The following is a 24,751-nucleotide window of genomic DNA, read 5'->3' on the forward strand; positions in this document are numbered from 1 at the left end:
AAGATTTCTTACAGTCGTTCCACCACGTGATCGATGCACGCGGTGAGAGCCGCCACATCCGTGGGATCGACGGTCGGGTAGAGCGCGACCCGGAGCTGGTTGCGGCCGAGCTTGCGGTACGGCTCGGTGTCCACCACGCCGTTCGCCCGGAGAACCTTCGCGATCGTCGCGGCGTCCACGCCCTCGGCGAAGTCGATCGTCGCGACCGCCGCGGAGCGCAGCGCCGGATCGGTCACGAACGGCTGGGCGAAATCGGACTTGTCGGCCCAGCCGTAGATCGCGGCGGCGCTCTCCGCGCTGCGCTTGACCGCCCAGGACAGGCCGCCCTGCGCGTTCATCCAGTCCACCTGTTCGGCGGCGAGGAAGACGGTGGCCAGCGCCGGCGTGTTGTACGTCTGCTCCAGACGGGACTGCTCGATCGCGGTCACCAGGTCGAGGAACTGCGGGATGTACCGCTTGCTCGCCTTGACCTCGTAGGCCCGCTCGATGGCGGCCGGCGACAGCAGGGCCAGCCAGATCCCGCCGTCCGAGCCGAGCGCCTTCTGCGGGGCCAGGTAGTAGACGTCGGTCTCGCGCACGTCGACGTCGAGGCTGCCGCCGCCGGACGTGGCGTCGGTGAGCAGCAGCGCGCCCGGGTCGGCGCCGGCCACCCTGCGGACCGGGACGGCCACGCCGGTGGAGGTCTCGTTCTGCACGGTGGCGTAGACGTCGACGCCGGCCTCGGCGGTCAGATAGGCGGCCTGCCCGGCGGGCGCCCGGTGCACGGTCGGCTCGGCCAGGAACGGCGCGTCGGTGACGGCCTGCACGAACTTGGCGCCGAACTCGCCGAACTCGGCGAACTGAGCCTTCTGGCGGACCAGCCCGAACGTGGCGACCTCCCAGAACGCGCTGGTGCCGCCGTTGGCGAGGATCACCTCGTACCCGTCGGGGATGGAGAAGAACTCGGCCAGGCCCCGGCGCAACCGGGCGACCTGGTCCTTCACCGTTTTCTGCCGGTGCGAGGTGCCCATGAAGGTGCGGGACACCGCGGAGAGCGCCTCGACGCCTTCCGGCCGGACCTTGCTCGGCCCGGAGCCGAACCGTCCGTCGACGGGTTTGATCGTGTCAGGAATCCGGATGTCAACCACGGTCACACATTATGCGTGAGGTGGCTCCAGCCCTCGACCTCCTGCGGCTTGCGGGGCGCCGGTCCGACGTACGCGAGGCCGGGGCGCAGGATCCGGCCGAGCCGTTTCTGCTCCAGGATGTGCGCGCTCCACCCGGCCACCCGGGCGCAGGTGAACATCGAGGTGAACATGTGCGCCGGCACCTCGGCGAAGTCGAGGACCACGGCAGACCAGAACTCCACGTTGGTGAAGAGGTACTTCTCCGGCCGGCGTTCCTGCAGTTCGGCGAGGGCGGCCGCCTCCAGCGCCTCGGCCACCTCGAAGCGAGGGGCGCTCAGGTCCTTGGCGATCCGGCGCAGCACCCGGGCACGCGGGTCCTCGGCCCGGTAGGCGCGGTGCCCGAAGCCCATCAGGCGTTCGCCGCGGTCGAGGACGTCCTTCACGTACGAGGTGGCGTCTCCGCTGCGTTCCACCCGTTCGAGCATCTGCAGCACCCGGGTGGGCGCGCCGCCGTGCAGCGGTCCGGAGAGCGCGCCGATCCCGGAGGAGATGCAGGCGGCCGCGTCCGCGCCGGTGGAGGCGACGATCCGGGCGGTGAACGTGGAGGCGTTCAGCCCGTGCTCGGCCGCCGCGATGAAGTACGCGTCGACGGCCTTGATGTGCCGCGGGTCCGGCTCGCCACGCCAGCGGCGCATGAACCGCTCCACGATGGTCTCGGCCTTGTCGATGTCCTTCTGCGGGACGGCCGGCAGGCCCAGCCCGCGGGCCGCCTGCGCCACGAACGAGAGCGCCGTCACCGACACCCGGGCCAGGTCGGAGCGGGTCTGCTCGTCGGTGATGTCGAAGAGCTGGGACAGGCCCCAGTACGGCGCCAGCATCGCGACCGCCGACTGCACGTCGACCCGGATGTCGCCGGAGTGCACCGGCACCGGGAAGGGCTCGGCCGGCGGCAGGCCGGGACCGAACTTCCCGTCCACGAGCAGGCCCCAGACGTTGCCGAACGAGACCTGGCCGATCAGATCCTCGATGTCGACTCCGCGGTACCGCAGCGCGGCGCCGGTCGGATCTGGCTCGGCGATCTCGGTCTCGAACGCGATGACGCCCTCGAGTCCCGGCTTGAAGTCGGACACGGCACTCCCTGGGAAACAGGACGGTGGAGCGGGTTTGCGGTGGGTGATTCATCTTGCCCGCCGGGTAACCGCCGGTCGAGGCGTCGCGGTTGTGCTCTCGGTGACACCCATCCTGGTTCAACTGACGTTTCGCCACCGGCGACTTACCGTCGTTTGCGTCTTGGGGTTACCTCCGATTTCTATACAGCGGTGAACGGAGCGCAAGTGGCCGAGGAAGCGCCGTCGCCGGCCGGGATGCGCCGCGACTACACCGAGTGGCCGTTGCTGCTCGAAGACGGGCTGGCCGGGGACTGGACCAGCCAGTTCGCGGCGTGGTTCGCCGACGCGACCACGTTCGGGTTGCCCGAGCCGAACGCGATGGTGCTCGCCACGGCCGACGCGGCGGGACGTCCGTCGGCCCGGACCGTGCTGCTCAAGGGTTATGACGCGAGCGGTTTCGTCTTTTTCACGAATTACGAGTCCCGCAAGGGCACGGAGCTGTTCGTCAACCCGTACGCGAGCCTGGTGTTTCCGTGGTTCCCCATGCAGCGGCAGGTGACCGTGGCGGGGGTGGTGGAGCGGGTGTCGCGCGCGGAGACCGAGGAGTACTTCCAGGCCCGGCCGCGCGGCTCGCAGCTCGGTGCCTGGGCCAGTCCGCAGTCCCGGGTGCTGACCGCCCGCGCCGACGTGGACGCGGGGCTGGCGGCGGCGGTCGCGCGGTTCGGCGAGGGGCCGATTCCGGCGCCGCCGCACTGGGGCGGGTTCCGGGTGATTCCGGACAGCGTGGAGTTCTGGCAGGGGCGGAGCAGCCGGCTGCACGATCGGCTGCGGTTCCGGCGCGACACCGTGCCGGGCGACGCGGACGGCAAATGGGTGGTCGAGAGGCTCGCCCCGTGAGCCAGGTCGCCGAGAAGAAGCCGAAATCCTGGATGATCGACACGCGGCCGCTGCGGGTGGTCGCGTACCGGCGGATGTGGATCGGCAACGGGGCCTCGTTCTTCGGGTTCCAGTTCACCGCCGTGGCCGTGCCGGTGGAGATGTACGCCATCACGGACTCGACCACCTGGGTCGGTCTGATCGGGGTGGCTGCCCTCGTACCGTTGCTGATCTTCGGTCTGTGGGGTGGCGCGGTCGCCGATGTGGTGGACCGGCGCCGGTTGCTGCTGGCCAGCTCCGTGATCACCTGGACGTCCACGCTCGGGCTGCTGGTGCAGGCGGTCGCCGGGTTGCACAGCCCGCATCTGCTGCTGGCGCTGACCGCCGTGCAGTCGGCCGGTTTCGCGATCAGCTCGCCGGCCCGCAACGCGATCATTCCGCGGATCGTCCCCGGTGACCTGGTACCGGCCGCCAACACGCTGAACTACACGACCACCACCGCCGGTGGCGTGCTCGGCCCGCTGGCCGCCGGCCTGATCATGGGGATCTGGTCGACGGAGGCGGGCGTCGAGGTGGCGTACGCGGTGGACGCCCTGCTCTTCACGATGACCTTCTGGGCCACCTGGCGCCTCCCGGCCATCCCGCCGATCGAGCGCGAGGAGGGCGACGAGAAGCCCTCGGCCGGACTGCGCGGCATCGCGGTCGGGCTTAAGTTCCTGGTCACCCAGCCAGTGCTGCTGCTCTCGTTCGCGATCGACCTGATCGCGATGATCTTCGCGATGCCCCGGGCGCTCTTCCCGGCGGTGGCCGAGAACCAGTTCGGCGGCGGATCCGCGGTGGGCTGGCTCTACAGCGCGATCGCGATCGGCTCGCTGCTCGGCGGTCTCACCTCCGGCTGGATCAGCCGGGTCCGGCGGCAGGGTCTGGCCCTGGTCGTCGCGGTGGTCGGCTGGGGTGTGGCGATCGGCTTCTCCGGCCTCGCCACCCACCTGTGGCTGATGGTCCTGCTGCTCGCCGTGGCGGGCGCGGCCGACCTGGTCAGCGCGGTCTACCGGCAATCGATCATGCAGACGTTCGCGCCGGACCGGCTGCGCGGGCGGCTGCAGGGCGTGTTCACCGTCGTGGTGGCCGGCGGTCCCCGGCTCGGTGACCTGCGCGCCGGTGCGACAGCCGACGTCACCGGCGTGACCGGCTCCTGGGCGGGCGGGGGATTCGTCGCGGCCGGCCTGGCCGTGGCACTGGCCGCCGTGTCTCCGGCACTGATCCGATACCGGCCCGCCTCCGAGAGTTCCGAGGACCGATAGTGTCGCGGGTATGAGCGCAGAGGCAGCCGCTAAATCCGGCATCCAGTGGTCGATCGAGGCAGACGGGCATCGTGCCGTCCTGACGGAGGTCGGCGGCACGCTGCGCGCCTATTCCGTCAACGGCGCCGAGCTGCTCGACGGCTTCGGCACCGACGAGATCGCACCGGGTTCCGCGGGTCAGATCCTCGCGCCGTGGCCGAACCGCATCCGGGACGGGCACTACCAGTTCGAGGGCCAGACCTACCAGCTGGCGCTGACCGAGCCGGCCCGGCACAACGCCATCCACGGCCTGGTCAACTGGTCGCGCTGGCGGCTCGCCGAGCAGTCCGCCGGCGCGGTGACCCTGGAGTACGAGCTGCCCGCCCAGGTGGGGTACCCGTGGTCGCTGGTGCTGCGCAGTCACTGGTCGGTCTCCGCGGACGGCCTGCGCTGCGTGCAGGACGTGGTGAACACCTCCGGCTCGAACGCGCCGTGGGGTTACTCCGTGCACCCCTACCTGCGGCTTGCGGGCGTGAGCGTGGACGACACGGTGCTGCACGTGCCGGCCCGGTCCCGGCTGCTCGCCGACAACCGGCTGCTGCCGCTCGGCGCGAACAAGGTGGCCGGCACCGAGTTCGACTACAACGAGCCGCGCCGGATCGGCAGCGCGGTGCTGGACACCACGTTCGGTGACATCGACTTCGACGCGGACGGGATCACCGCGGTGACCCTGTCCTCCGGGGATGCCGGCTCCAAGATCGTGGTCTGGGCGGACGACAAGTTCAAGTACTGGCAGGTCTTCACCGGTGACACGCTGCACGGCGAGCGGCACCGGCGCGCCGTCGCGGTGGAGCCGATGACGTGCCCGCCGGACGCGTTCCGCAGCGGGCGTGACCTGGTCGTGCTGGAGCCGGGTCAGACCTGGACGACGTCCTGGGGCATCCGGGCCTGATGGAGTTCGACGAGGTCGTCCGGCGGCGCCGGATGGTGCGGGGGTACGACCCTGACCGCCCGGTGCCGCCCGCGCTGGTGGACAAGATCATCAAGCATGGGCTGCGGGCGCCGTCGGCGGGTTTCTCGCAGGGCTGGAGCTTTCTGGTCCTGACGGCGGCAGCGGATCGTTCGCTGTTCTGGGGGACTCTGTCCTCGGGCTCGAACAGCTGGCTCGATCGGATGTCGACCGCGCCGCTGGTCATCGTCGCGTTGTCCAACAAGTCCGTATATATCGATAGATATGCGGAGGCGGACAAGGGATGGACGGATCGGGACGAGTCGCGCTGGCCCGTGCCGTACTGGGACATCGACACCGGATTCGCCTCGCTGCTCATGCACCTGACCGCGGTCAACGAGGGCCTCGGCTCGTGCTTCATCGGGCTGCCGGCCGACCGTGTCGGCGCGTTCAAGCAGGCCTTCGGCGTGCCCGAGGCATTTACCCCGATTGGCGCGCTGACCGTGGGGTACCGAGGTGACGACAAGAGGTCTCCGTCACTGAGGCGCGGCCACCGTCCGGTGGACGATGTGGTGCATCATGGCCGGTGGGCTTCGACCGGCGAGGTCTGACACTCGCGCGGTTACCCTGGCATGCGGTGGAACATTCTGACGGAAAGGGGCAGCCGCCGTGATCTTCAAAGCGGTCCGGGACGGAGCCCCGTACCCCGATCACCACACGACGCTGAAGGCGTGGGCGGAGATTCCGCCGCGACCGATCCGGCTCGCCGACCTGATCACCACGAAACGGGAGCTGGCGCTCGACAAGCTGCTCGCCGAGGACTCCACGTTCTACGGCGATCTCTTCCCGCACGTCGTGGAATATCACGGGGCGCTGTACCTGGAGGACGGGCTGCACCGGGCGCTGCGGGCGGCGCTGCAGCAGCGCAATCAGATCCACGCCCGTGTTCTCCTGGTGGAGGACTGATCCGACCGCCCTTTGATGGGCTGAAGGCTGTTCCTGGCTCTCCGGATGCGGATTGTCGTACCCCCTCCGTACCGTGGGGTTATGGCCAACTCACCGGATGTCGACGAACCGACCAGGGAGTACCCGGCCGTGCCCGATCAGGACGCGACGGCTGCTCCCACCGATGTTCGCCGGAGCGGCTTCGCCCGGCTGCTGATCTTCACGGGTTTCGTCTTCGCGCTGATGGTCGCGGGCTGCCTCGGCCTGCGGGCGATAAACGTGCTGCCGACGTTCGACAACCCGTTCTCCGATCAGACCGTCGACCGCAGCCAGCCCGTGCTGCTGCAGTCCATGCGGGACCTCAACCGTTACGTCGCGGCGGACGGCACCTTCCAGGTCATCGTCGATCTCCAGCAGGACAAGGAGAACATCCCGGACTTCCTGGTGAACCGGCGGACGCTCTTCGTCGGTTCCGGCACGGTCGAGGCCTACGTCGACTTCGGCGCCCTCAGCGGTGACGCGCTGAAAGTCGACGAGACCAAGAAAACGATCGAGCTGACGCTGCCGGCGCCGGCGCAGTCGACGGCCGCCCTCGACATGGCGAAAAGCTACGTCGTCGCCGAGGAGCGCGGGTTGCTCGACCGGATCGGCGACGCGTTCGGCGACGAGCCCAACAAGCAGCAGCGGGTCTATCAGCTGGCACAGGAGCGGATCACCGAGGCCGCCCGGTCCAGCGGGATGGACCAGCGGGCGAGAGACAACACCCAGCGGATGCTGGAGAGCCTCTTCGCCCGGCTGGGTTACACCACCGTGACGGTCACGTTCGCCAATCCCTGATCAGCGGGTCACTCGCTGGGCATCATCGCCCAGAGCACCAGGTAAGCGATGAACTGCGGGCCGGGGAGCAGGCAGGACAGCACGAACAGCAGCCGGACCGTGCCGGCTCCCAGGCCGAAGCGCTGGCCCAGGCCGGCGCAGACACCGGCGAACATGCGGTTGTGGCGGGGGCGGGTCAGAGTGCGGGTCTTGACGGCGCGGGACACGTTCATCCACTCCTTCTGCGGTGACCGTGGCGTTCTGCCACGACCACTTCGACGGTAGGTACGGAAACTTCGGCGGCCCTCGGCCTACAGGGGGATACCGGTGGTCCAGCTCCCGTAAGGGTGACCCGTACCCGGGTGACGCCCGCTGTTAACCTTTCGGCCGTGACGTTGGCCCTTCTCTACTCCCCGGCCGGAACCGCCCTTCCGGAGAGTGAGGCGGCCCAGCTCGCCGCGGAACTCGACGCCGCGCTGCGGGCAGCCGGCGCGTCCTCGGTCGTGCGGCTCGCTTCCGTGCCGGTGCACGCCGGCGCAGCGGGCTCCCCGTCCGCCTCGATCAACCAGCAGCATGGGGTCGCCCGGCTGCGGGAGCTGGTCCACCAGGCGCGCACCTCCGGTGAGCAACTGCTGATCTGCCCGGACAACCTGGTCGCACACCCCAGCCTGCTGTGGATGCTCGCCACCGAGCCGGCCGGCCGCAGCACCGTGCTGGTGATGGCCGACGCCGCCGGCGACCTCAAGGAGGACCGCGGGCGGATCGTGCCCGCCACGCCCGGCTCCGGGACCGCCCGCTTCCTCGGCGCGATGTGCGTCGCCCCCGCCGACCTGCCGCTGCTGGAGAAGGCCGCCGACCGGCCCGACCTGCTCGCCGCGCTGCTCGACGACGGCCTGGTCCCGATCGCCACCCGGCCCCGGACGCTGCGGGCCCAGCAGGTGCGCACCCCCGCCGAGCTGGTCTCGGCACGGGCGGCGGTCGCTGCGGTGGACGAGGACGCGGCTCGCCTCCGGCTCGCCGTCAAGGAACAGGACGACTTCTTCACGACGTACGCGGTGAGCAGCTGGTCGCCGATCGTCACCCGGGCAGCCGCCCGGCTGGGTCTGACCCCGACCGCGGTGACCGGGCTCTCGGTGCTGTTCGCGGGCGCCGCGGCCCTGGCGTTCTGGCAGGCGTCCCGGCCGCTGATGATCCTCGGCGGGATCCTGCTCTACCTCGGGTTCGTGCTCGACTGCGTGGACGGCCAGCTCGCCCGCTACACCCGGAACTTCGACGCGTTCGGCGGCTGGCTCGACACAATGGCCGACCGCGCCAAGGAGTACGCGGTCTACGCCGGTCTCGCGGCCGGGGCGGAACGGATCGGTCTGCCGTACGCCTGGCCCCTCGCCATCGCCGCGATCGTCCTGCAGACCGCCCGGCACATGACCGACACCTGGTACGGCGCCCTGCACGACGAGGCGGCCGCCCGGCCCGTCCAGCAGGCCACGGCCGGTGTCGGCGCCCGCCTCACCGCGGCCTCGGTCGCGGCGCAGAGCCAGCGCGGCTCACTGATCTACTGGGGCAAGAAGATCGTCGTCTTCCCGATCGGCGAACGCTGGGCCCTGATGTCCGTGCTGGCCGCGGTCACCAACGGCCGGATCGCGCTCGCCGCGGTGGTCGGGTTCGGTCTGCTCGCCGCCGCGTACACGCTGGCGCTGCGCTCGCTGCGGGCACTCTCCATGCGGGTCTCGGTGCTGGACACGGTCGACACGATGCGCCACCGCGACGACGGTCCGCTGGTGCGAGCCGTCCTCAGCCGGGTCGGCGCGGGACGCCCGCTTGCGCTTGCCGCGCTTTTCACCGGGTACGCCTTGGCTGCCGTCCTGGTGTTCCTCACCCTCGACCCGTCCCGCTATCCATGGCTGCTCGCCGTCGTGGCCGTCCCGGTCGTGCTCAGCGGCTTCCCGGCCCGCACCCGGCACGGCGGCGCCCTGGACTGGCTGGTGCCGGCCGCCCTGCGCGCCGCGGAGTACCTGGTCGTGGTCGCCGTCGGCCTCTACGGCTCGGTGCCGCCCGCGGTGGTGTTCCTGCTGCTGTTCACGCTCGCGCTGCGGCACTACGACCTGACCGCGCGGATGGAGAAGGGCGCCCCGGCGAGTGGGGCCGGTGGTGCGGTGCTCGGCTGGGACGGGCGGGCGCTGCTGCTGGCGCTGGCGGCCCTGCTGGGCTTCGCGACGGCGGGGACGGCGGTGCTGGCGGTGCTGGTGCTGGCGTCGTTCACCGTCACGGCAGTCCGAGACTGGCACGCAAGCCGCGCCCGCTGACCCGTTCCCGCTGACCCGTTCGCGCTGACCTGCTCGCGCTGCCCTGCGCCCGCTGACCCGTTCGCGCCGGCCTGCCCTCGCTGCCCTGCGCCCGCTGGCCCGCTCGCGCTGCCCAGCGCCCGCTGCTCTGCTCGCGCTGGCCTGCTCGCACTGATCGGTTCCGGTTTGGTCGGCCCCGGCCGGGTCGGCTCGGGCTGAGCGACTCCCTTCCTCGGGTCCGCCGCGAATCTTGGCGAGCGCTGGTCGTCTGGCGAGCGCTGGTCGTCTGGTGAGCGCTGGTCGTCCGGCGGGCGACTGGGAGCGCGGTGGGGTGGGGTTCGGCTGGAGGGGACGCCGGGGCCGGCGCCGGGATGCGCCGGCGGGAGGAGCGTCAGGTGTGGCGGTGGCGGGACCCGCCGGTGCGGTGGGGGAGTGCGAACGCGTACCGGATGGGTGTCGTTTTTTGCGCTTTCTTTGTGTGTACGTGCACAGTCGATCTCCCGGCGTTCAGATCTCGGTAATCGATTCATCACTATCCGCGAATGGCACTTTCGACCGATGGCAGGGCATTGACTCCACTCGCAGAGTTAGTGCCTGATTGCCGACCGTCGTGGGATCGGGATCACACGATCGCAGGAGGTTGACGGTGTCCACCGTCGCGCTCAAGAACGTCACCAAGATCTGGCCAGATGGCACCTATGCCGTCGACAACCTCGATCTCGAGGTCAACGACGGTGAGTTCATGGTGCTGCTCGGGCCCTCCGGTTGCGGGAAGTCGACCGTGCTCCGGATGATCGCCGGGCTGGAGGACCCCACCGAGGGGGACCTCCTGCTGAACGGCGAGCCGGTGCTCGATCTTCCGCCGCGGGAGCGCAGCATCGCGATGGTGTTTCAGGATTTTGCGCTCTATCCGCACATGACCGTGGGCGAGAACATCGGCTTCCCCCTGAAGCTGTCCGGCGTCGAGCCGTCCCCGCGGCAGGAGCGGGTGGACGCCATCGCCGGCGCGCTCGGCATCGGCGAGGTGCTCGGCCGGCGGCCCAGCCAGCTTTCCGGCGGGCAGCGGCAGCGGGTCGCGATGGGGCGGGCGATCGTGCGCCGCCCTGGGCTGTTCCTGATGGACGAGCCGCTTTCCAACCTGGACAGCGGGCTGCGCGCCGAACTGCGCGCGGAGATCTCCAGCATGACCCGGGAGCTGGGCGTCACGACCATGTACGTGACGCACGACCAGGCCGAGGCGCTCACCATGGCGGACCGTGTCGCGATCATGCGCAAGGGCGTGCTCCAGGACGTCGGCACGCCCACCGAGGTCTACCGCCGCCCGGCCACGCTCTACGTCGCGGCGTTCCTCGGCTCGCCCCGGATGAACCTGCTCGAGGCGTCCGTCTACGTCCACCTCGATCAGTACATCGTGCTCAACTTCGGCGACCAGAACCTCTACATGCCGTGGAACGACCCGCGGTCGCGCGCGGTGATGCGCTACCACGGCGAGCGCATCGTCGTCGGGATCCGGGCGGAGGCGCTCACCCCGGTCGCGCCGGACACCCAGGGGCACGTCCTGCAGGGCCGGATCCGCTATCTGGAGCACCACGGGCACGAGTCGCTGGCGTTCCTGGACGTCGGCGCGACGGCGATCGTGGTCGACGAGATGAGCAACCCGGTGCACACCCAGCCGCCGGTCGAGGGCGCGCTCAAGCGGATCGGCGGCGCGCTGCAGCGTCTGACACGCCCGGGACCCGTCGAGATCGATCCTCGGCCCACCGGACGGGTGAGTGTGCTCAACGACCCCGGCCGGCACCATCGGAAGCCGGCCGAGCTGTCGGTGCGGCTGGCGCCGTATCCGGCGGTGGGACCTGGGCATCCGCTGGCCATTTCGGTACGGATGGAAGCACTCCACTTCTTCGACGAGCGAGGTGACCGGATTGATGTCGGTTGGCGCTGAGTGCCGGATCAAGGCCACTTCCGGGCAGGATCACCGATGCCCCGTGCCACCGGTCGGCCACAGCGCGTAGGCTGCACGACGGTGGAGGACAGGATCGGCCAGAGCGTGCGTTCGGCTCCGGAGCGGGAGCCGAGGGCCGATGGTGTCCGCCAACCGGCCGGTCCGCTGCTCCTCGATCGTGCTTTCGGCCAGGAGGACATCACCGTTCTCCGGCACGAGGTGACCTCCCGGCTCGTCCCGCTCCCCTTGAGTGCCGATCGCCGGCATGGGTACATCCTGGCCGTCAACGAGGTCATCACCAACGTCGTGCTGCACGCGGGCGGCAACGGCCGGCTGGTGCTGCGCGTCGAGGACGGTTCGGTGTGGTGCGTCGTGACCGACTCCGGCCCGGGCATTCCCGGTGGTTACCTGGACGAGCCGCAGGCGCCGGAGGCCTTCGAGGTCGGCGGGCGCGGCCTGTGGCTGGCGCACCAGTTGTGCGACGACGTGACGACCGCGACCGGGCCTATCGGTACCTCGATCGGATTGCGCATCTCCTTGGATGGCACGCCGGATTCCCGATGAAACAGCAGGTTGAACGACCTGTGAACCATCACGTAAATGTGAAGAGGCCCTTCCGCTCTCGTCCCGCTTCGCGTCCGGCTACATTGGGCGCGTGCTCGGACTTCCTTCACAGGTGAACGTTTGCCTTTTCGATCTTGATGGCGTGCTGACGCAGACCGCGCTGGTGCACAACGCGGCGTGGAAACAGACGTTCGACTCGTTCTTGGAATCGTGGTCGGCCCGTCACGGTGTGCCATTCGTGCCGTTCGATTCAGGCGCCGATTATCACCAATATGTGGACGGCCGCCAGCGCGCCGACGGGGTGCGCACCTTCCTGGCCTCCCGGGGCATCACCCTGCCCGAGGGCACTCCTGACGACACCGGAGACCAGGAGACGGTCAACGGCGTCGGCAACCGCAAGAACGTGCTCGTGCTGCAGAAGATCAAGGAAGGCGCCGTCCAGGTCTACCCCGGATCGGTGGAGTACCTGAAGGCGGCCAAGGCGGCCGGGCTCCGGCGTGCGGTCGTCTCGGCGAGCGCCAACTGCAAGGACGTGCTGGAGGCCGCCGGCATCGCCGATCTCCTGGAGGTCCGGGTGGACGGCCTGGTCGCCCGGGAGCAGGGCCTGCCGGGCAAGCCCGCGCCGGACACCTTCCTGTACGCGGCGAAGCTGCTCGGCGTGGAGCCGGAGCACTGTGCCGTCTACGAGGACGCGCTGGCCGGTGTGGCGGCGGGACGGGCCGGCGGCTTCGGCATCGTCATCGGCGTCGACCGGGTGGGCCAGGCCGAGGCGCTGCGCACCAACGGCGCGGACGTGGTCGTGACCGACCTCGCCGAGCTCCTTACCGACAACTGACAGTAAATCTGACTCGACTTCTGAAGACCTCGAGAGGCACGACCGTGATCCGTGAACGGGCCTATCCCGTCGACCCATGGCATATCCGGGAGACCCGGCTGGACCTGGAGCTGCTGGCCCAGTCCGAGTCGGTGTTCGCGCTCTCCAACGGCCACATCGGGATACGCGGAAACCTGGACGAGGGCGAGCCGCACGGCCTGCCCGGCAGCTACCTGAACTCGTTCTACGAGCTGCGGCCGCTGCCGCACGCCGAGGGTGGGTACGGGTTCCCTGAGTCCGGCCAGACGATGGTGAACGTCACCAACGCCAAGCTGATGCGCCTGCTCGTCAACGACGAGCCGTTCGACGTGCGTTACGGCGAGCTGCGCTCCCACGAGCGCTGCCTGGACCTGCGGGCCGGCACCCTGGAGCGGGTGGTGGAGTGGGTCTCCCCGTCCGGTCAGGGCGTCCGGGTTCGCACTGTTCGTCTGGTCTCGTTCACACAGCGGGCCGTCGTCGCCTTCCTCTACGAGGTCGAGCCCCTGGAGGGCTCCGCCCGGCTGATCCTGCAGTCCGAGCTGGTGGCGAACGAGCAGCTGCCGCCGGTGAGCAAGGACCCCCGGGTGGCCGCCGTGCTGGACCGGCCGCTGCAGGCCGAGGAGATGATGGAGCAGCGCGCCGGCGGCATCCTGGTGCACCGCACCAAGGCCAGCGACCTGCGGATGGCCGCGGCCATGGAGCACCTGGTGGAGACGCCGGGCCGGCACGCCATCACCACCGAGGGCCACCCCGACTGGCTGCGCACCACCGTCGCCTGCCGGCTGGAGCCCGGCCAGAAACTGCAGGTGGTCAAGCTCGCGGCGTACGGCTGGTCCAGCATCCGCTCGCTGCCCGCCCTGCGTGACCAGGTCGGCGCCGCGCTGGCGAGTGCCCGCCTGGACGGCTGGGAGGGCCTGGTCCAGCAGCAGCGGGAGTACCTGGACGCCTTCTGGGACCACTCGGACGTCAAGGTCGAGGGTGACCCGGAGGTGCAGCAGGCGGTCCGGTTCGGCCTCTTCCACACCCTGCAGGCCGGCGCGCGGGCCGAGCAGCGCCCGATCGGCTCCAAGGGCCTCACCGGGCCGGGATACGACGGCCACACGTTCTGGGACTCCGAGACCTTCGTTCTGCCGGCTCTGACGTACACCCAGCCCTCCGCGGCGGCCGACGTGCTGCGCTGGCGGCACTCGACGCTGGACCTGGCCCGGGAGCGCGCGCAGACGCTCGGCCTGTCCGGTGCGGCGTTCCCGTGGCGGACGATCCGGGGGCAGGAGTGCTCCGGGTACTGGCCTGCGGGCACCGCGGGCTTCCACATCGGCGCGGACATCGCCGACGCGGTCCGGCGGTACGTGCAGGCCACCGGTGACTACGACTTCGAGCGTGAGGTCGGCCTGGAGCTGCTCGTCGAGACCGCCCGGTTGTGGCGCTCGCTGGGTCACCACGACCGGCACGGGCGCTTCCACATCGACGGCGTGACGGGTCCGGACGAGTACACCGCCGTGGTGAACGACAACATCTACACCAACCTGATGGCGCAGCAGAACCTGATGACCGCGGTCGAGGCCTGCAAGCGGCACCCGGACCTGGCTCGCAAGCTCGGGGTGGACGACGAGGAGGCGGCGTCCTGGCGGGATGCGGCGGCCGCGGTGCACATCCCGTACGACAAGGAGCTCGGCGTCCACCAGCAGTGCGAGGGCTTCACCCGGCTGCAGGAGTGGGACTTCGAGAACACCCCACCCGAGGGCTACCCGCTGCTGCTCAACTTCCCGTACTTCGATCTGTACCGCAAGCAGGTCATCAAGCAGGCCGACCTGGTCATGGCGATGTACATCCGGGGCGACGCGTTCACGCCGGAGGAGAAAGCGCGCAACTTCGCGTACTACGACGCCCGGACCGTCCGTGACTCGTCGCTGTCCGCGTGCATCCAGGCGGTTCTCGCGGCCGAGACCGGTCATCTGGAGCTGGCCCACGACTACCTGGGCGAGGCCGCCCTGATGGACCTGCACGACCTGCACCAGAACGCCCGGGACGGCGTGCACGTGGCGTCGCTGGCCGGTACCTGGATCTCGCTGGTCGCCGGTCTCGGCGGCATGCGGGACTTCAACGGGCAGCTGAGCTTCGCGCCGCGCCTGCCCAGCCGGATCAACAACCTGGAGTTCTCGCTGCTCTGGCGCGGTCTGCGGCTGCGGGTGAACGTGACGGCGGACGAGGTGACCTACTCGCTGCGCAACGGTGGCGGTTCGGCCCGGCTGACGCTCGTGCACCACGGCAAGGAGACCGAGGTCACCCAGGTGCGCCCGGTGACCATGCCGATCCCGCCGGCTCCTCCGGTGGGGTCCGCGCCGTCCCAGCCGCACGGGCGGGCGCCGGTGCGCCGCGCGGTGCACTGAGGCAACGAGAAAAGCCCCCGTCCTCAGCGTGAGGACGGGGGCTTTTCCGATGCCTGAGGCGTTCCCTAGAGCAGGGAGACGTGCACGTGGTCGGTGTGGTCACTGACGCCGTGGTACGCCTTCCAGCCCGACGCCGGGAACCAGATCTTCTTGTACCAGATGACGTAGTAGATCCCGAGCTCGTCGGCGTTACGCACCAGGAACGCCATGAGGTCGTTGCCGTACTTCATCATCTTGTCGTTGTGCGCCGACGAGAATCCGCTCTTCTGCAGCGACCAGTCACAGGCCCGGCCCTTGGGGTGCTCGAACGGCCCGCCGTCACGGTGGCAGCCGACGAACATGTCGAAGCCGGCCTTCTTGACCTCTTTGTACATGTGCAGCGTGCGCTTGGTGATGCAGCCGTTCGTCGTCGGGTCCTTCTGGTTGCAACCCTCCGGCGAGAAACCGCCGCTGGAGTTCCGCGGGGCCGGGTCGGCCTGCGGGGATTTCGCCACCACGAAGCCCTCGGTGAGGGCATTGCCGCCCACCAGTTGCAGGGCTTTCTCCGCGGAGTCCTTCTGCTTCTTCATGAGCGAGGCGTTCTTCTTCTGCGCCTTGACCTCGGCGTCGAGTTTCGCCTTGCTCTCGGCGACCGTGGCGATCGCCTCGTTCAGCTCGTGCAGTTTCTCGTCGTGCAGCTTGTTGATCTCCTCCAGGGAGATCGCCTTGTGCAGGAAGTCGTTCGACGAGTTCGCACCGAGCAGGAAGCCGACGGCGCTCAGGTTGCCCGTCACGTACTGCTCGCGGGCGATCGAGTTCACCTCGGGGATGAGCTTGTCGCGCCGGGTCTCCGCGGCCTTGATCTCGACGTTCAGCTTCGCCTGGGCCTTTGTGGACTTCGTCACGGCAGCCTTGGCCGAGACGTAGCGCCGGTTGGCCGCCTCGATGACGTCGGAGAGGTTGGCGTCGTCGTCCTCTTCCTCCGCGGTCGCGGACGAACCGTTCGGCTCGGCGGAGGCAGGGGTCACCGGCGCCACGAACAACGTCGTAGCCACCAGTGGTGCCAGGGCAAGCATCAGCCACCGGCGGGGACTTGCGGTCATCAACAGTTCCTTCCTAGTCACCGCCGACCGAGTTAGCTGACGGGTTCGGGACGGAAGCAATCCCTACCGCCCGAAGGCGGACTCACCCCACTGACTTGGTTCCCCGGCTCACCTCACGGTGATTAGGCGGCGGCCTGCCGGCTCCTCGGGGGCGGTGCCGTCCTGGCAGGACCGGCGACGAGTTTACCCGAGGAATGGCGCGGTATCAGGGCGGCGAGACGGCCAAAACTGTTACCAGGCAGCGACTTTCCGTAATCAAATCACCTCGCGTGTCCGGGTAATCGCGGAACGTACGAGAACTGTCGATCTGTTGATTGAGTGGGTATGGTCGGTTCCGGTTCCCACCCGGGGACCGCCGCCTAATCGCCCTCGCGGCGAGCCGGGGAACCATATTTCCTCGGGGTGAATCCGCCTTTTGAAGGTGGTAGGGATTGCTTCCGTCCCGAACCCGTCAGCTAACTCGGTCGGCGGCCGACGGAAGGATTCCTTGTGCAGCGAAAGACTGCGCGGCGATTGGCGGCCGTGATGGGGCTGCTCCTCGCCGTGTGCGGGCTGGCGGTCGTGGCGTCACCGGCCACCGCCGCTCCCGGTGACAACGGTGACGACGGCGAGGGCGGCTCCAAGTCTCTCGTCGAGCAGCTGGAGGACGCCTCTCGCGGTTACGTGGAGGCGAAGGCGAAGCTCAAGTCCTCCAAGAAGAAGCAGACCGAGCTGACGGCGGAGCTCAAGAAGCTGGACGCCCAGGTCGGCCCCCAGCAGGCGGCCCTCGACGAGATCGCCTCCCAGGCATACACGTCGGGCCGGATGGGCGGGATGAGCGCGCTCGTCAACGCGAGCGACACCGGCAGCTTCATCGACCGGACCATGATCCTGTCGACCGTCGCGGCCGATCAGAACGCCGCGATCGAGGAGCTCAAGACGACCCTCGACTCCCGGCGCAAGGCCAAGCTCACCCTCGACGCCACCATCAAGGACCAGCAGAAGCAGGTCAACGTGATGGCGAAGAAGAAGCTGCAGGCCGAGACCGCGCTGAAGAAGGCGAACCAGGGCGCCGACGCGTCGTCGTCGAGTGACGGCGGTGGCAGCGCCAAGGCCGATCCGGCGCCGAGCGGCTCAGGGTCCGGCTGCACCGAGAAGGACCCGACCAGCAGCGGCTGCCTCACCCCGCGCACCCTGCACGCGCTGAAGCAGGCCCAGAAGGACGGGTTCACCCGGTACGTGCACTGCTTCCGCGAGCAGAACAGCGGTGAGCACCCGAAGGGCCGGGCCTGCGACTTCGCGGCCGACAAGAACGGCTTCGGCGGGGACGCCACGGGTGCCAGCAAGACCTACGGCACCAACCTGGCGAACTACTTCATCAACAACGCGGACGCGCTCGACGTGCTCTACGTGATCTGGTACCGCCGGATCTGGCTGCCGAGCAGTGGCTGGAAGTCGTACAGCGGAGCGGGCGGCGACCCCTCCAGCGACCACACCAACCACGTGCATCTCTCGGTCCGCTAAAGATCAAAACCCCTCGGGGGTACGGGTCCTACTTGCGCATGTAGGACTCGTACTCCCGCATCACCTCGTCGGTGGGGCCGTCCGCCCGGATCAGGCCGGACTCCAGCCAGATGCACCTGTCGCAGGTGTCCCGGATCGACTGCTCACTGTGGCTGACCAGGAAGACCGTGCCGGCCTCGGCGCGCAGCTCACGCACCCGCGCCTCGCTCCGGCGGCGGAACTTGGCGTCACCCGTCGCCAGCGCCTCGTCGATCAGCAGCACGTCGTGCTGCTTCGCGGCGGCGATCGAGAACTTCAGACGGGCGGCCATGCCGGACGAGTAGGTCCGCATCGGCAGCGACGAGAAGTCGCCGCGCTCGTTGATGCCGGAGAACTCGATGATCCCGTCCTTCTTCTCCTTCACCTCGGCCGGTGACATGCCCATCGCGAGGCAGCCCAGCTCGACGTTGCGATCGCCGGGGAGCTCGTTCATCAGGGCCGCGTTCACGCCGAGCAGGGAGGGCTGGCCGGCCGCGTAGATCGCGCCCTTGGCCACCGGGAGCAGACCCGCGACCGCGCGCAGCAGGGTCGACTTGCCCGAGCCGTTGCTGCCGATCAGACCGATCGCCTCACCCCGGTACGCGGTGAAGCTCACACCTTTGACGGCGTGCACCTCGCGCACATTCGCCGATTTCGTACCGGTGACCATGCGCTTGAAGCTGGCGAGCGGGCTGCCCGTGCCCGGAGCGGCCGAGCCGAACACCTTGTAGATGATGTGGGCGTCGTCAGCGACGACGGTGGGGATGAGTTCGTTGTCAGCCACGGCCGTAGCCCTTCTCTCCGCGCCAGAAGTAGGTGAATCCGCCGATACCCACGACCACGCTCCACGCGAGCGCCTCGAGCCACAGCACGACCGGTGAGCCGGCCAGCGTGACGCCCTCCAGCAGCGCGTGGCGGAACAGCTCGATGAAGATCAGCATCGGGTTCGCCTCGACCAGGGCGAGCTGCCAGCCGTCGAGCTTGTCCTCGAAGAGGGTCACCGGGTAGAGGACGGCGGACCCGTACATCCAGAAGCGCATGATGAACGGGATCAGCTGCTTGATGTCGCGGTTCTTCGAGCCGTACCGCGCCATGAACATCGCCAGGCCGGTGTTGAAGAACGACTGCAGGGCCAGCAGCGGCAGCAGGAGCAGCCACTGCACGGTGATCGGCTCGCCGGTGATCAGGACGATGCCGATCAGCACGACCAGGGCCACCACGAAGTTCCGGATCTCCACCAGGGCGACCGAGAGGGGCAGGCTGGCCCGCGGGAAGTGCAGCGCCCGGATCAGGCCGAGGTTTCCGGTGATCGCGTTCTGTCCGCCCTGCACGATCGACTGGGTGAACTGGAAGACGAAGACACCGATGCAGAGGTACGCCGGGAAGTTGTCGACACCGCGGCTGGTTCCGATGATCACGCCGAAGATCAGGTAGTAGACCGCGGCGTTGATGATCGGTGTGAGCACCTGCCACACCGTGCCGAGCTTCGTGCTGCCCAGCGAAGACGTCATCTTCGCGCTGGCGTGTGCCCGGATGAAGTGCCGGTAGGACCACAGCTGACGCGTGTACTCGGGGAGGCTGGGAAGCCGCCCGGACGCCGTCAGGCCGTGTCGGCGAGCGAGCTCCTTGGGCGAGAGCCCGGTGCCGGTCTCGGCGACCGCCGTCTCTGGCATGGGGTGGTGCTCCGATCTAATCGGCCCGGCGGAGGCGGGGGGCTCCGGTGGCTTGCTCGAGGACACAGCTAGCAAGCATGACAGGCGCTCGCCGTCCCCGTTGGAACGGGTTCGTATCGACGTGCCAGAACGCTAGCTGACCAAACGGCGGAACGCAACCGTTACGTCGTAGCGTTATAGTGACTCTGTGGCGACAACTAAGCGCGCACCTGCCGGAGCGGCGGTGCTCCGAGGCGATATCACCGTGGCGATCCGTAACGCGGTGATGAACGAGTTGGCGGAAGTCGGCTATGGCCGATTGTCCATCGAGGCGGTGGCTCGCCGTGCGGGGGTGGGCAAGACCGCGATCTACCGGCGCTGGAGCAACAAGCTCGAGATGGTCATGGAGATCGTCTCGGACGTTGCCGAGCGCAAGGTGCCGCTTCCGGACACCGGGAGTTTCGCCGGCGATCTCGAGCTGCTCATGATGATCGTCAGCCGGGCGCTCCAGCACCGGATAGCGTCCCAGATCATCCCGGATCTGATGGCCGAGGCGGCCCGCAACCCGCAGATCGCCGAGACCCTCCAGCGGGCGCTCCGCACGCATCAGCAGGCTCTCGCCGAGAAATTGGTGGGCCAGGCAGTCGCACGCGGCGAGCTTCCCGAGGGTACGGATGCCGGCCTCGCCGTCGACATGATGCTCGGGCCGCTCTACTGGCGTCTCGCGATCGCGCGGGAGCCGGTCGCCGACGACTACCTGGAGAAGCTCGCGCTGGCGGTGACCGGGGCGCTGCGGGCCGCGCACCCGTAAGTCACCCGGTTCGCACCGGTTCGCAACTCAGGAACCGCTGGGAAGCGTCCCGCGACGGCCGAAGGAAGGGGCTGACCCCGACCGCCGTCCGAAAGTGGTGACGATGACCACCCCCAGCGAGCCCCACGTCGACTTCACCGTGCTCGACGCCGCCGCCCTGCTCGCGATCGCCATGGGCGGCGCCGCTGACGTGTCCGCGCGCCCGCTCAGCGGCACCCCGAAGGTGGTGCGGGATGCCGCCCTGGTGGGCGCCTGGCGCAGCCCGGACGGGACGGTCCAGCTGCGTCTGCACACCGACGGCACGTACGCGGGAGCGGTCGCCGGCCGCCGCCAGGCCGCCCGCGGCACCTACGACATCAAGGACGGCGACGTGGTGCTGCACGACGTCTCCGGCCTGAACACGCCGGTGCACGTCCTCGACGGCGAGCTGGAGATGGCCGGGCACCGGCTGCTCCCGGTCTGAACTCCTCAACCCCGGGCCTCCTTGGTCGATCAAGAGGAGACATCGACCCGGGGGGACGGATGCGCACTATCAAGATCGGTATTGCCCTGACGGCGCTGCCGCTGGTTCTCAGCGGCTGTGCGGCGCTCGGCCTCTCCGACGACTCCGGCGCCTCCACGGCGGTCCAGGAGAGCGGCGAGAGCTGGATGCAGGTGGACGCCGGTCAGGCGACGCCGAGCCCGGTCCCGACGCGGGGCAAGGCCGTCGTCACCGCCGAGCCCTCGGTCTCCGCGCCCACCCCGGACCCGAGCTGCACCAAGATCTGGCCGCGGACCGACCCGGTGTTCATCCCGGTCGAGGTCACGCCCGGCGCGGGCTCGCTCAAGGTCGAGTGGCCGACCCAGTACGACTCCGGCTACCGGGTCACGGCCGTGCCACAGGCGCTGGTCAGCGGCGCTCAGCCGGAACCGGAGTGGCAGACCGTGGCGGCCGGAACCGGCTGCTCGGTGAGTACCACGATCACCGGTTTGACCTCGGGCGCCGCGTACATCGTCTGGCTGGACGCCCCCAACACCGGGCACGACATCGACGGCACCCGGCACCTGTACAGCGGCCGGTCAGGAGTTGTCTACCCGAAGTGATGGGCCGCCGGCCAGGCGGCGAACCCGCCGGCCAGGCCGGTGGTCCGGTGGGCGCCGGGCGGAGGCGTGCCCGGATCGGGCGCGGCGGTCACCACTGCGCTCCCGCCCGCTCGACGGTGAGGACCTCGAGGCCGGCCGGGCCGAGCCGGTACTTCGTCATCGTGGTGAGCGCCGGGCCGTAGACGTGCACGCTGACCGCCGGCTGGGTGGACAGGTTGGTCATCCGGTGCACGTGGTGCTCGCCGAACCGGCGTCCGGTGCCTTCGCCGAGCTCGCGGGAGACGACCCGCGCCGTGCCGCCGCCGGTGCCGACCGTGTCCTCGGTCAGGGTGCCGCGGAAGACGTGGAACGCGCCGGCCGAGCCGCCGTGGTCGTGGATCTCGGTGCCCTGTCCCGGCAGCCAGGTGAGCAGCCACACCTCGTAGTCGTCAGTGACCGCGAGCCGGTGGTACCACCGTTCGTCCGCGTCGAAGCGGGGCGCCACCGGCCACCTTTCGGGCGAGGCGGCGAAGCCCTGCGCGATGGCGAGGTGATCGAGACGGACACCGACCGCGGTCATCAGATCGCTCCTTCTCATATATACTCCATTGGTCTAGTAGGTTTTACCACACGGATCACCACCTTGGTCCGCAGATGCGCAGAACCGTGACCCGAAAGAGCCTTGTCGGCCTTTGCCTCTTTCTCGAACTGGCGCGAAAAACTTCGTTCCGCAGTGGGTCCAACACGCTCTGTCGTGACATCTGGGTGTTCTGTCACCAGATCGGCCTACCCCTACCGGCGGAACGGCGGAATTGCTGCTCAGGGCCATACTCGCGGCATCGAGATGGCTATATGGTGAGTCCCGCCGCTCCACCGGCGCCGACATTCCCCCGGGCGCCATCCCCGCTGACGGTGCTCCTTCGACGACCCGAAGCTCTTGGCGATGTAACGAGGACGGACACGTGTTGAAGTCACGCCGCGGTCTTCTCGCGGCCGGTCTCACGGCAGCTGTGATCGGCACGATCGGCGTCGTGTCGACGCTGAACGCCGGCGCCGAGCAGATTCCCGGCGCCCCGGAGTCCGCCGCGGCGGCGTCCGAGCCGGCCCCGCAGGCGACCACCGAGGAGCCGCTCCTCACGCCGCCGGCGAAGCTGCCCTGGGGTGCGCGCCCGCACAGCATCCGGACCGGGCAGGACGGCGCCAGCAGCAAGTCGCTCAAGACGGCCGGCCTGATCGCGGCCGCGCCCGACGAGGAGAGCGAGGAGCGCGCCGAGGACCGCGCGCCGAAAGGCCGGACCTCACGCACCACGTTCGTGAAGTCGGAGAAGACCACGGTCCTGCCGCCGGAGCCGCCGGAGCCGCCGCCGACGTCGGACGCGAGCGCGCCGACCACCAAGCCGACGGTGAACTACCTCTACAGCGTGGGCTCGCAGGCCGCCGTCTCCGACGGGGCGTACGCGAGCCTGACGATCAGCAAGCCCACCCTCGCCAAGACCGATTACCACTCGCTCGCCGAGCTGGCCGTGCAGTCCGCGGACGGATCCCAGATCGTCGAGGTGGGCTGGACCGTCGACCGCACCGTGAACGGCGACGACGACCCGCACCTCTTCGTCTTCCACTGGGTCGACCGGAAGCCGACCTGCTACAACACGTGCGGCTTCGTGCAGTACAGCAAGAACATCTTCCCCGGTGACGTGCTGGCCCAGGACAAGTACGCGCGGTTCGGCATCCAGTTCTTCAACGACGCCTGGTGGATCGCGTTCGACAGCGAGTGGGTCGGTTACTTCCCCGGCAAGCTCTGGGGAGACGAGTTCACCAAGACCGGCCTCGTTCAGGTCTTCGGCGAGGTCGCCGCGGCCACTCCCAAGCCGTGCACCGAGATGGGCAACGGCCGGTCGGCCGAGGACTCCACGTCGGCCCGGGTCGGCAGCGTGTCCTACCTGAACGGTCCGGCCGTCGCGATGAACATCAGGGCCACCAGTGAGGTCTACGCGGTGTCCAAGCTGACCTCCCGGACGTTCCGGTACGGCGGGCCCGGCGTCTGCTGACACATCGCCCGCTGACGATGCCCGGTCCCTCGTACGAGGACCGGGCATCGATTGTTTTGGGGACAGCCGTGAACCGGTCCGCGTGCCACGATGTACATCCGGGTGGCCGGGCGGAACCCGAGGGGAGCTGGCGCCGATGAAGCGACGGGTGAGCCCCGACGAGCAGCTGATGACCGCGCTTTACACCGAGCACTACTCAGTCCTGATCAACTTTGTGTCCCGATACGTCTCGGACCGGCACAAAGCGGAGGACCTGGTGCAGGAAACTCTCCTGCGGGCCTGGAAGCACATCGACCATCTCGACCCGGAACCGGGCCGGACCAGGTCGTACCTGCTCACCATCGCTCGTAACGTGGTGACCAACGCGTGGCGCGCGGAACAGCGCAGGCCGCGGCTGGTCGCCGACGAGAACGCGGTCAATTCGGTGCCGTCGGCGGACAATGTGGATCAGATGGTGGAAGGCTGGCTGGTGGCCGAGGCGCTGGAGCGTCTCTCGCCGGAACATCGGGCGGTCATCCAGGCGATGTACTACGAAGGGCAGAGCGTGGCTGATGCGTCACGCAAGCTCTCGGTGCCGGAAGGCACGGTCAAATCGCGCGCGTACTACGCGGTCCGCGCGCTGCGCACCGTCTTCGAGGAGATGGGGATGCTTCGATGAGTGAGCGAAGTGAACTCATCCATGGGGCTCAGCTCGGAAAACACGAGGACCCGGAGCGAAGCGGAGGGGCATCGTGAGTGACCTTGACGAGCACGGCAGCCTGCATCGGCTGCTGGGTGGATATCTGCTCGGCGGTCTCGACGAGGCCGACACCGATCGCCTCGACGAGCATTTGCGGGACTGCGCGGACTGCCGGGCGGAACTGGACCGGCTCGCCCCCGTACCGGAAATGTTGCAACACCTGCCGGACGCGCGGCACTCCGGTGGTGGCGCTCCGCTCGCGGTCAGTCCGGCCGCGCGGCCGAGCCCGCAGAACATCGAAGGCCTGCTCAGCCGGATGCGAGCCGAGAAACACAAGGAAGTGCGGGTCAACCGGACCCGCTGGCTCGTCGCGGCAGCGGTCGTGCTGATCGCGGCCGCCGCGATCGGGTACGGGATCTTCACCGGTGGCCGGACGCCGCAGGGCCCGCCGGAAGCGCTGCCGAGCGCGGAGCTGATCACCGCTCGGTTCGAGGCGGCGCCGGGCAGCAGCCTGACCGGGACCGCGGCGATCACGCAGAAGAGCTGGGGCGTCGCCGTGGCGCTCGACGTGGCCCGGATGAGCGGCGACGCGCCGTTCCTGTGCGTGGTGCGGAACAAGGCGGGCGCGACCGAGCAGGCGGCGGTCTGGGGCGACACCCCGGACGGCAAGGCGAAGGTGAGCGGTGCCAGTTCGTTCCCGGTGAACGACGTCGAAGCCATCCTGATCACCGACAAGAGCGGCAAACTGATCGGCACCGCCCCGGTGGTGTGACGCCGGGGC

Annotated in this window: 25 protein-coding genes and 2 riboswitches; of the genes, 18 read left to right on the top strand and 7 right to left on the bottom strand. The window is 69.2% G+C overall.

All coding sequences use genetic code 11. The annotated features are described in order from the left end of the window. Positions 1–8 precede the first annotated feature (8 nt). Complete coding sequence (gene serC, locus AMIS_RS01965) at positions 9–1,133, bottom strand: phosphoserine transaminase (RefSeq protein ID WP_014440508.1); 1,125 nt, start codon at positions 1,131–1,133, stop codon at positions 9–11. After that, the gene (locus AMIS_RS01970) at positions 1,130–2,236 is read right to left on the bottom strand and encodes a citrate synthase 2 (RefSeq protein ID WP_014440509.1); all 1,107 of its coding nucleotides are present in this window, start codon (positions 2,234–2,236) and stop codon (positions 1,130–1,132) included. Before AMIS_RS01970 ends, serC begins: the two co-directional genes overlap by 4 nt. Before the next feature lie 234 nt (positions 2,237–2,470). On the opposite strand from AMIS_RS01970, the gene pdxH reads away from it, so the two are divergent. The 6 genes from pdxH (at position 2,471) to AMIS_RS02000 (ending at position 7,105) form a co-directional block, all read left to right on the top strand. Continuing rightward, a complete protein-coding gene (gene pdxH / locus AMIS_RS01975; RefSeq protein WP_041830431.1) occupies positions 2,471–3,112 on the top strand; it encodes a pyridoxamine 5'-phosphate oxidase in 642 nt (213 codons plus the stop codon). Further along, complete coding sequence (locus tag AMIS_RS01980; protein WP_041829512.1) at positions 3,085–4,395, top strand: MFS transporter; 1,311 nt, start codon at positions 3,085–3,087, stop codon at positions 4,393–4,395. Before pdxH ends, AMIS_RS01980 begins: the two co-directional genes overlap by 28 nt. A 10-nt stretch (positions 4,396–4,405) precedes the next feature. After that, a complete protein-coding gene (locus AMIS_RS01985) occupies positions 4,406–5,326 on the top strand; it encodes an aldose 1-epimerase family protein (RefSeq protein ID WP_014440512.1) in 921 nt (306 codons plus the stop codon). Next, positions 5,326–5,934, top strand: coding sequence for a nitroreductase family protein (locus AMIS_RS01990; protein WP_014440513.1), 609 nt, complete (start codon positions 5,326–5,328; stop codon positions 5,932–5,934). The genes AMIS_RS01985 and AMIS_RS01990 overlap by 1 nt, the downstream gene beginning before the upstream one ends. Positions 5,935–5,992: 58 nt before the next feature. After that, positions 5,993–6,289 carry a type II toxin-antitoxin system VapB family antitoxin gene (locus AMIS_RS01995; RefSeq protein ID WP_014440514.1) on the top strand — a complete coding sequence of 99 codons (297 nt, stop codon included), beginning with the start codon at positions 5,993–5,995 and terminating at the stop codon, positions 6,287–6,289. Between the two features lie 81 nt (positions 6,290–6,370). Continuing rightward, positions 6,371–7,105: a DUF4230 domain-containing protein gene (locus AMIS_RS02000; RefSeq protein ID WP_014440515.1), complete on the top strand. Its 735-nt coding sequence runs from the start codon at positions 6,371–6,373 to the stop codon at positions 7,103–7,105. A gap of 8 nt (positions 7,106–7,113) precedes the next feature. Here AMIS_RS02000 and AMIS_RS02005 read toward each other — a convergent pair whose 3' ends face one another. Then, the gene (locus AMIS_RS02005) at positions 7,114–7,317 is read right to left on the bottom strand and encodes a PspC domain-containing protein (RefSeq protein WP_014440516.1); all 204 of its coding nucleotides are present in this window, start codon (positions 7,315–7,317) and stop codon (positions 7,114–7,116) included. 156 nt (positions 7,318–7,473) lie between these two features. Between AMIS_RS02005 and AMIS_RS02010 the strand changes: the two genes are divergently transcribed. The 5 genes from AMIS_RS02010 (at position 7,474) to AMIS_RS02030 (ending at position 15,115) form a co-directional block, all read left to right on the top strand. Beyond that, positions 7,474–9,387, top strand: coding sequence for a DUF5941 domain-containing protein (locus AMIS_RS02010; RefSeq protein WP_014440517.1), 1,914 nt, complete (start codon positions 7,474–7,476; stop codon positions 9,385–9,387). Positions 9,388–10,012: 625 nt separating this feature from the next. Beyond that, entirely contained in the window at positions 10,013–11,308 is a 1,296-nt protein-coding gene (locus AMIS_RS02015; RefSeq protein WP_014440518.1) for an ABC transporter ATP-binding protein, read from the top strand. Between the two features lie 36 nt (positions 11,309–11,344). Beyond that, positions 11,345–11,872 carry an ATP-binding protein gene (locus tag AMIS_RS02020; protein WP_231859208.1) on the top strand — a complete coding sequence of 176 codons (528 nt, stop codon included), beginning with the start codon at positions 11,345–11,347 and terminating at the stop codon, positions 11,870–11,872. 91 nt (positions 11,873–11,963) lie between these two features. After that, a complete protein-coding gene (locus AMIS_RS02025) occupies positions 11,964–12,707 on the top strand; it encodes an HAD family hydrolase (protein ID WP_014440520.1) in 744 nt (247 codons plus the stop codon). A 44-nt stretch (positions 12,708–12,751) separates the two neighbouring features. Beyond that, positions 12,752–15,115, top strand: a complete 2,364-nt coding sequence (locus tag AMIS_RS02030; protein ID WP_014440521.1) for a glycoside hydrolase family 65 protein — start codon at positions 12,752–12,754, stop codon at positions 15,113–15,115. Between the two features lie 65 nt (positions 15,116–15,180). Here AMIS_RS02030 and AMIS_RS02035 read toward each other — a convergent pair whose 3' ends face one another. Further along, positions 15,181–16,197, bottom strand: a complete 1,017-nt coding sequence (locus AMIS_RS02035) for a coiled-coil domain-containing protein (protein ID WP_014440522.1) — start codon at positions 16,195–16,197, stop codon at positions 15,181–15,183. Between the two features lie 6 nt (positions 16,198–16,203). Next, positions 16,204–16,336, bottom strand: a riboswitch (cyclic di-AMP (ydaO/yuaA leader). Positions 16,337–16,543: 207 nt separating this feature from the next. Further along, a riboswitch (cyclic di-AMP (ydaO/yuaA leader) is annotated at positions 16,544–16,683 on the top strand. Positions 16,684–16,686: 3 nt separating this feature from the next. Here AMIS_RS02035 and AMIS_RS02040 point away from each other — a divergent pair. Next, positions 16,687–17,700 (top strand): coiled-coil domain-containing protein, encoded by a 1,014-nt coding sequence (locus tag AMIS_RS02040; RefSeq protein ID WP_014440523.1) that lies wholly within the window; start codon positions 16,687–16,689, stop codon positions 17,698–17,700. A 28-nt stretch (positions 17,701–17,728) separates the two neighbouring features. Here AMIS_RS02040 and AMIS_RS02045 read toward each other — a convergent pair whose 3' ends face one another. Both AMIS_RS02045 and AMIS_RS02050 read right to left on the bottom strand, forming a co-directional pair. Further along, a complete protein-coding gene (locus AMIS_RS02045; protein WP_014440524.1) occupies positions 17,729–18,502 on the bottom strand; it encodes an ABC transporter ATP-binding protein in 774 nt (257 codons plus the stop codon). Beyond that, a complete protein-coding gene (locus AMIS_RS02050) occupies positions 18,495–19,391 on the bottom strand; it encodes an ABC transporter permease (RefSeq protein WP_014440525.1) in 897 nt (298 codons plus the stop codon). Before AMIS_RS02050 ends, AMIS_RS02045 begins: the two co-directional genes overlap by 8 nt. A gap of 223 nt (positions 19,392–19,614) precedes the next feature. On the opposite strand from AMIS_RS02050, the gene AMIS_RS02055 reads away from it, so the two are divergent. The 3 genes from AMIS_RS02055 to AMIS_RS02065 all read left to right on the top strand — a co-directional run bounded on the left by AMIS_RS02055 (position 19,615) and on the right by AMIS_RS02065 (position 21,264). Continuing rightward, a complete protein-coding gene (locus AMIS_RS02055; protein ID WP_051041793.1) occupies positions 19,615–20,181 on the top strand; it encodes a TetR/AcrR family transcriptional regulator in 567 nt (188 codons plus the stop codon). Between the two features lie 103 nt (positions 20,182–20,284). Continuing rightward, a complete protein-coding gene (locus AMIS_RS02060) occupies positions 20,285–20,644 on the top strand; it encodes an Atu4866 domain-containing protein (RefSeq protein ID WP_014440527.1) in 360 nt (119 codons plus the stop codon). A 59-nt stretch (positions 20,645–20,703) separates the two neighbouring features. After that, positions 20,704–21,264: a hypothetical protein gene (locus tag AMIS_RS02065; RefSeq protein WP_014440528.1), complete on the top strand. Its 561-nt coding sequence runs from the start codon at positions 20,704–20,706 to the stop codon at positions 21,262–21,264. A gap of 88 nt (positions 21,265–21,352) precedes the next feature. Here AMIS_RS02065 and AMIS_RS02070 read toward each other — a convergent pair whose 3' ends face one another. Beyond that, the gene (locus AMIS_RS02070) at positions 21,353–21,823 is read right to left on the bottom strand and encodes a cysteine dioxygenase (protein ID WP_041829513.1); all 471 of its coding nucleotides are present in this window, start codon (positions 21,821–21,823) and stop codon (positions 21,353–21,355) included. Positions 21,824–22,205: 382 nt separating this feature from the next. Here AMIS_RS02070 and AMIS_RS02075 point away from each other — a divergent pair, with 382 nt between their 5' ends. From AMIS_RS02075 to AMIS_RS02085, 3 genes are all read left to right on the top strand, one after another. After that, entirely contained in the window at positions 22,206–23,291 is a 1,086-nt protein-coding gene (locus AMIS_RS02075) for a neprosin family prolyl endopeptidase (RefSeq protein WP_231859209.1), read from the top strand. A gap of 136 nt (positions 23,292–23,427) precedes the next feature. Continuing rightward, positions 23,428–23,949 (top strand): sigma-70 family RNA polymerase sigma factor, encoded by a 522-nt coding sequence (locus AMIS_RS02080; RefSeq protein ID WP_014440531.1) that lies wholly within the window; start codon positions 23,428–23,430, stop codon positions 23,947–23,949. A gap of 73 nt (positions 23,950–24,022) precedes the next feature. Further along, positions 24,023–24,742, top strand: a complete 720-nt coding sequence (locus AMIS_RS02085) for a zf-HC2 domain-containing protein (protein WP_014440532.1) — start codon at positions 24,023–24,025, stop codon at positions 24,740–24,742. The last annotated feature ends 9 nt before the right edge of the window (positions 24,743–24,751 follow it).

The organism is Actinoplanes missouriensis 431 (assembly GCF_000284295.1).
GTDB lineage: Bacteria > Actinomycetota > Actinomycetes > Mycobacteriales > Micromonosporaceae > Actinoplanes > Actinoplanes missouriensis.

Bases quoted from the DNA above. Each gene is read 5' to 3' on its own strand.
- AMIS_RS02020 (WP_231859208.1), top strand. From the start codon at position 11,345: ATGCCCCGTGCCACCGGTCGGCCACAGCGCGTAGGCTGCACGACGGTG.
- AMIS_RS02070 (WP_041829513.1), bottom strand. From the start codon at position 21,823: ATGACCGCGGTCGGTGTCCGTCTCGATCACCTCGCCATCGCGCAGGGC.
- AMIS_RS02000 (WP_014440515.1), top strand. From the start codon at position 6,371: ATGGCCAACTCACCGGATGTCGACGAACCGACCAGGGAGTACCCGGCC.
- AMIS_RS02060 (WP_014440527.1), top strand. From the start codon at position 20,285: ATGACCACCCCCAGCGAGCCCCACGTCGACTTCACCGTGCTCGACGCC.
- AMIS_RS02080 (WP_014440531.1), top strand. From the start codon at position 23,428: ATGAAGCGACGGGTGAGCCCCGACGAGCAGCTGATGACCGCGCTTTAC.
- AMIS_RS01990 (WP_014440513.1), top strand. From the start codon at position 5,326: ATGGAGTTCGACGAGGTCGTCCGGCGGCGCCGGATGGTGCGGGGGTAC.
- pdxH (WP_041830431.1), top strand. From the start codon at position 2,471: ATGCGCCGCGACTACACCGAGTGGCCGTTGCTGCTCGAAGACGGGCTG.
- AMIS_RS02065 (WP_014440528.1), top strand. From the start codon at position 20,704: ATGCGCACTATCAAGATCGGTATTGCCCTGACGGCGCTGCCGCTGGTT.
- AMIS_RS01980 (WP_041829512.1), top strand. From the start codon at position 3,085: ATGGGTGGTCGAGAGGCTCGCCCCGTGAGCCAGGTCGCCGAGAAGAAG.
- AMIS_RS02050 (WP_014440525.1), bottom strand. From the start codon at position 19,391: ATGCCAGAGACGGCGGTCGCCGAGACCGGCACCGGGCTCTCGCCCAAG.
- AMIS_RS02035 (WP_014440522.1), bottom strand. From the start codon at position 16,197: ATGACCGCAAGTCCCCGCCGGTGGCTGATGCTTGCCCTGGCACCACTG.
- AMIS_RS02005 (WP_014440516.1), bottom strand. From the start codon at position 7,317: ATGAACGTGTCCCGCGCCGTCAAGACCCGCACTCTGACCCGCCCCCGC.
- AMIS_RS01985 (WP_014440512.1), top strand. From the start codon at position 4,406: ATGAGCGCAGAGGCAGCCGCTAAATCCGGCATCCAGTGGTCGATCGAG.